Genomic DNA, 4,858 nt, shown 5'->3' with positions numbered 1-4,858 from the left:
GGGACGGACACCGCTCAAGCGGACGGACACCGCTCACTCGGAGGGCTGCGCTCAACGGATCGTGAAGTGGACGGCGTCCTCCAGGAGCGGGATGTCCAGCCACGGTTTGGGCTGCGCCACGAGCGACAGCATCACGATAAGAACGCCCAGCAGTCCGTACGTCACCAGGTCGGTGAAGCGGGAACGCACCGCGAGCATGCCCACCGAGGGAACCACCAGACGCAGGACCGCGCCCCCGATGAGCGCCACGCCGATCAGGATCGTGCCGATCCGGAAGGCCTGGTCGAAGGGGTCGGCGGCCACGATCAGCAGACCTGCCCCGGCCGTGCAGAGCACGGCGAGCAGCGGCCACTGACGAGCGGGCGCCGGGGCCCGGTCCCCGCCAGCCGCCCGGCCACCACCCTCGGGACGCGCGGTGTCCCGGGTGAACGACGGGAACCGCCGCGACCGGCGCGCCGCGGGGGTCGCGGCGGGGCCGGGCTCCGGGTGGCTGCCGGTGCGGGCCTCCGGGGCCTCCGCGGCGCCCTCCGCCGCATCGGCCGCCGAGGCGTCGGCCTCGACTGCCGCGGGGCCGCCGGCCGCATCCGGCGCGGGCGCTTCGGCCGCGGCCTCGGCCTGCCCGTCGGCCGGCCCGGTCGCCGCGGCGGCCCGGTCGGCCGGACTCGTACCAGCACCCATGGGGTTCCTTCCGGATCGGATCAGACGGCGTCTGCGGCGTCGGCGGCGTGCTCGGCCGCCTCGACCACGTTGACGAGCAACTGCGCGCGGGTCATCGGGCCGACACCGCCCGGGTTCGGCGAGATCCAGGCGGCGACCTCGGCCACGCCGGGGTGGACGTCGCCGACGATCTTGCCGTTCTCGTCCCGGCTGACGCCGACATCGAGCACGGCCGCACCCGGCTTCACGTCCTCGGGCTTGATGATGTGCGGCACGCCGGCGGCGGCGACGATGATGTCCGCCCGACGGAGGTGGGAGGAGAGGTCACGGGTGCCGGTGTGGCACTGGGTCACCGTGGCGTTCTCGGACTTGCGGGTCAGCAGCAGCGGGATCGACCGGCCGATCGTGACGCCGCGTCCGACGACCACGACGTGCGCGCCGTTGATCTCGACCCCGTGGTGGCGGAGCAGCTGCACGACGCCCTGCGGGGTGCAGGGCAGCGGGCCCTGCTCGTTGAGCACGAGCCGGCCCAGGCTCATCGGGTGCAGGCCGTCGGCGTCCTTGGCCGGATCCATGAGTTCCAGGACACGGTTGGTGTCGATGCCCTTGGGCAGGGGCAGCTGCACGATGTAACCGGTGCACGCGGGGTCGGCGTTGAGTTCGCGGACGACGTCCTCGATCTCCTCCTGCGTGGCGGTGTCGGGGAGTTCGCGCTGGATGGAGCCGATACCGACCTGGGCGCAGTCCTTGTGCTTGCCGTTCACGTACCACCTGCTGCCCGGGTCGTCCCCGACGAGCAGGGTTCCCAGGCCGGGGGTGATACCCCGGGCCTTGAGGGCCGCCACGCGGACGGTGAGATCGGACTTGATCGCGGCTGCGGTGGCCTTGCCATCGAGAATCTGGGCAGTCATGTCCCCATACTCGCGGATGACCCCGCCCAGGGACCAATTGCAGATACCGCGCGTGGACACAAGGTTGCACTTGGACAACTTCTCGGGCAGCGACTGGACAAACTTACTTCCCGCTTATAACGATGAAGGCCGCAGTGCCGCAGAAGTATCCGGGGGGCGGACCGCTGATGTTTTCTTCCTCCGTGCGGCCGCATTCGTCCCCGTACGTCCTGTTGGAGGAACGCCCCAGATGAGCTTCGGCGACCCGAACCCGAACAACCCCTACGGGCAGCAGCCCGGTCAGCCGCCGCAGGGCCAGCCGGGCTACGGCTACCCGCAGCAGGCCCCCCAGGGCATCCCGCCGCAGGGCCAGCCCGGTTACGGCTACCCGCAGGCCCCGCCCGCCCAGTACGGCATGCCTCAGCCCGGTTACGGCGGCATGCCCGCGTTCGCCGGCTGGTGGAGCCGGGTCGCGGCGATGCTGATCGACGCCATTGTGATCGGCGTTCCGTACGGGCTGCTGATCGGCATCGGCGGCGGCGTGGGCGGCGGCGCGGGCACCGCGCTCGTCCTCCTCGGCGCCCTCGTCGCCCTCGGGCTCGGCCTCTTCAAGCTGTACAAGGAAGGCACGACCGGCCAGTTCATCGGCAAGAAGGCCGTGAACATCCGCGTGCTGCGCGAGGCCGACGGCCAGCCGCTGGGCTTCGGCATGGCGTTCGTCCGCTACATCGCCCACTTCCTGGACAGCCTCGCCTGCTACCTCGGCTGGCTGTGGCCGATCTGGGACGCCAAGAAGCAGACCTTCGCGGACAAGATCTGCTCCAGCGTGGTCGTCAAGTCCGTCTGATCCGGACGCGGACACACACGAAGGGCCGTAACCCGACGCGCATCGCGTCGGGTTACGGCCCTTCGTCATGAGGTCAGTGGAAGAAGTGCCGCGTACCCGTGAAGTACATCGTCACGCCCGCCTTCTTCGCGGCCTCGACCACCAGCTCGTCGCGGACCGAACCGCCGGGCTGGGCCACGGCCTTCACGCCGGCGGCGGTCAGGATCTCCAGCCCGTCGGGGAAGGGGAAGAAGGCGTCGGAGGCCGCGTACGCGCCCCGCGCCCGCTCCTCGCCCGCGCGCTCGACGGCGAGCTTCGCGGAGTCGACGCGGTTGACCTGGCCCATGCCGACGCCGACCGAGGCGCCGTCCTTGGCGAGCAGGATCGCGTTCGACTTGACCGCGCGGCACGCCTTCCACGCGAAGGAGAGCTCCTCGAGCTCGTCGGCGGAGAGCGCCTCGCCCGCGGCCAGCGTCCAGTTGGCCGGGTCGTCGCCCTCGGCCTGGAGGCGGTCTGTGACCTGGAGCAGCGCACCACCGTCGATCGGCTTGACCTCGACCTCGGCGGACGGGGCGTCGGGGCAGCGCAGCACGCGGATGTTCTTCTTGCGGGCGAGCACCTCGACGGCGCCGTCCTCGTACGCCGGGGCGACGATGACCTCGGTGAAGATCTCCGCGACCTGCTCGGCCATGGCGACCGTCACCGGACGGTTGACGGCGATGACGCCGCCGAACGCCGACAGCGGGTCACAGGCGTGGGCGTTGCGGTGCGCCGTCGCGACGTCGTCGGCGATCGCGATGCCGCACGGGTTGGCGTGCTTGATGATCGCGACGCACGGCTCGGTGTGGTCGTACGCGGCCCGGCGCGCGGCGTCGGTGTCCGTGTAGTTGTTGTACGACATCTCCTTGCCGTGCAGCTGCTCCGCCTCGGCAAGGCCGCCTTCGCCGGAGGTGTAGAGCGCGGCGGGCTGGTGCGGGTTCTCGCCGTAGCGCAGGACGTTCTTGCGCTCGTACGTCGCACCGGTGAAGTCGGGGAAGCCCGAGTCGTCGGCGGCGGCGTAGTCGGCGGCGAACCAGGAGGCGACGGCCACGTCGTAGGCGGCGGTGTGCTGGAAGGCCTCGGCGGCGAGCCGCTTGCGGGCGGTCAGGTCGAAGCCGCCGGCCGTGACCGCGGCGAGGACGTCGGCGTACCGCTCGGGGCTGGTGACGACGGCGACCGACGGGTGGTTCTTGGCGGCGGCGCGGACCATCGACGGGCCGCCGATGTCGATCTGCTCCACGCACTCGTCGTCGGAGGCGCCGGAGGCGACGGTCGCCTTGAACGGGTAGAGGTTCACGACCACCAGGTCGAACGGCTCCACGCCGAGCTCGGCGAGCTGCTCGCGGTGGGCGTCCAGGCGCAGGTCGGCGAGGATGCCGGCGTGGACGCGCGGGTGCAGCGTCTTGACGCGGCCGTCGAGGCACTCGGGGAAGCCGGTGAGCTCCTCGACCTTGGTGACCGGTACTCCGGCGGCGGCGATCTTCCCGGCGGTGGAGCCGGTGGAGACCAGCTCGACACCCGCCTCGTGCAGACCGCGGGCGAGGTCTTCGAGCCCCGTCTTGTCGTAGACACTGACCAGGGCGCGGCGGATGGGCTTATTCACCGACATGACCGAGATGAACCTTTCGTCCCTCAATGCGATAGCCGTCACGGGCGAGCCGCCCCACGGCCTCGACGAGCAGCTTGCGCTCGACTTCCTTGATGCGTTCGTGGAGGGCCGCTTCGCCCTCCGGGGTGTCCTCTTCGGTCACCTCGACCACGCCCTGCGCGATGATCGGACCGGTGTCGACACCGTCGTCGACGAAGTGGACCGTGCACCCGGTGACCTTCACGCCGTACGCGAGCGCGTCGCGCACACCGTGGGCCCCGGGAAAGCTGGGGAGCAGGGCGGGGTGGGTGTTGATGAACCGGCCGCCGAACCCGGCGAGGAACTCCTTGCCCACGATCTTCATGAAGCCCGCGGAGACGACGAGGTCCGGGCGGTACTCCGCGGTGGCGGCGGCGAGCGCCGCGTCCCACTCCGCGCGCGCCCCGTAGTCCTTGACCCGGCACACGAAGGTGGGCAGCCCGGCCCGCTCGGCCCGCTCCAGCCCGGTGATGTTGTCGCGGTCCGCACCGACCGCGACGATCCGGGCGCCGTACCCCTCGGGGTCGTCGCCGATCGCGTCGAGCAGGGCTTGGAGGTTCGTACCGGAGCCGGAGACCAGGACGACGAGGCGGGCCGGTCCGGCGGAGGAGAGCGGGGAGGCCACGGCTGGGCCCTTTCTCGCGTGTGGAGCAGTTCGAAACGGCCGCACCGCCCGCCGCATTGCGGGACCGGCGGCACGACGGCCATGCTGTTTGTGCGGTCGTACGAAAGAAGCACGCTCCCCGATACGGGGAACTCTACGAACGAGCCGACCGTCAGCAACGATACCGGCACCTCGGGAGGGCCTCGTCTGACGGG

General features: G+C 71.1%; 5 protein-coding genes. 1 reads left to right on the top strand and 4 read right to left on the bottom strand.

Going from position 1 to position 4,858, the window contains the following annotated elements:
• Positions 1-51 precede the first annotated feature (51 nt).
• Together JGS39_RS39120 and JGS39_RS39115 are read right to left on the bottom strand one after the other, a co-directional pair.
• The gene (locus tag JGS39_RS39120; RefSeq protein WP_219574523.1) at positions 52-678 is read right to left on the bottom strand and encodes a DUF3017 domain-containing protein; all 627 of its coding nucleotides are present in this window, start codon (positions 676-678) and stop codon (positions 52-54) included.
• A gap of 20 nt (positions 679-698) precedes the next feature.
• On the bottom strand, positions 699-1,568 hold the full coding sequence (locus JGS39_RS39115; protein WP_219574522.1) for a bifunctional methylenetetrahydrofolate dehydrogenase/methenyltetrahydrofolate cyclohydrolase: 870 nt from the start codon (positions 1,566-1,568) through the stop codon (positions 699-701).
• A gap of 229 nt (positions 1,569-1,797) precedes the next feature.
• On the opposite strand from JGS39_RS39115, the gene JGS39_RS39110 reads away from it, so the two are divergent.
• Positions 1,798-2,394, top strand: coding sequence for an RDD family protein (locus JGS39_RS39110; RefSeq protein WP_219574521.1), 597 nt, complete (start codon positions 1,798-1,800; stop codon positions 2,392-2,394).
• A 73-nt stretch (positions 2,395-2,467) separates the two neighbouring features.
• Here the strand turns inward: JGS39_RS39110 and purH are convergent, their stop codons facing one another.
• On the bottom strand, positions 2,468-4,021 hold the full coding sequence (purH, locus tag JGS39_RS39105) for a bifunctional phosphoribosylaminoimidazolecarboxamide formyltransferase/IMP cyclohydrolase (protein ID WP_219574520.1): 1,554 nt from the start codon (positions 4,019-4,021) through the stop codon (positions 2,468-2,470).
• A complete protein-coding gene (gene purN / locus JGS39_RS39100) occupies positions 4,008-4,664 on the bottom strand; it encodes a phosphoribosylglycinamide formyltransferase (protein WP_219574519.1) in 657 nt (218 codons plus the stop codon). The genes purH and purN overlap by 14 nt, the downstream gene beginning before the upstream one ends.
• Positions 4,665-4,858: the final 194 nt, after the last annotated feature.

Origin of the sequence: Streptomyces poriferorum (assembly GCF_019399235.1) — a bacterium.
GTDB lineage: Bacteria > Actinomycetota > Actinomycetes > Streptomycetales > Streptomycetaceae > Streptomyces > Streptomyces poriferorum.
The sequence above is the reverse complement of the archived record's forward strand: the minus strand, read 5'-3'. Positions and strand labels throughout refer to the sequence as shown.